The organism is Arthrobacter sp. CMU6 (assembly GCF_059090205.1).
The window spans coordinates 1-446 of record NZ_JBNHFL010000102.1; the positions used below are offsets into that span (position 1 = coordinate 1).

1 pseudogene is annotated in these 446 nt (G+C 72.2%); it reads left to right on the top strand.

From position 1 onward, the window contains the following. Positions 1–21 precede the first annotated feature (21 nt). Positions 22–446 (top strand): annotated as a pseudogene (locus tag AC5RWD_RS23245) (HNH endonuclease signature motif containing protein); the annotation flags it as partial.

A 446-nucleotide genomic window follows, 5' to 3' on the forward strand; every position in this document is an offset into this window, starting at 1 on the left:
TACGCCCACGTGGAGAAGGCCATGACGCCACCGGCCGCGTCCCCGCAGGACCGTACGGTCAGGGAGATGGCCGTGACATCGGAGATCGCCGGTGTCCTGACCATCAGCGAACGCGCCGCCGGTGCCCTCCGGTTCGAGGCCGGCATCCTGACCACGGGGCTGCCGTTGACGTTGTCCGCGCTGCAGGCAGGGTCCGTTTCGTGGCAGCACGCACGGATCATGGTGGACGAGACCGCGGACCTCGACCCGGCCGGGGCGGCAGCGTTGGAGACGCATTTCCTGGACCCGGCCGCGCCGGACCCGGCCCGGGGCTTCCCGGCCGGTGAGCTTGTCCCGTGCCGGTTCCGGGCGAAGGTCCGTTCCTGGCGGGAGCGGCACCACCGGGTCAGCATCGAAACACGCCACACCCGCTCGGCGGCGGACCGGCGGGTGGAGTACGCCCCGGA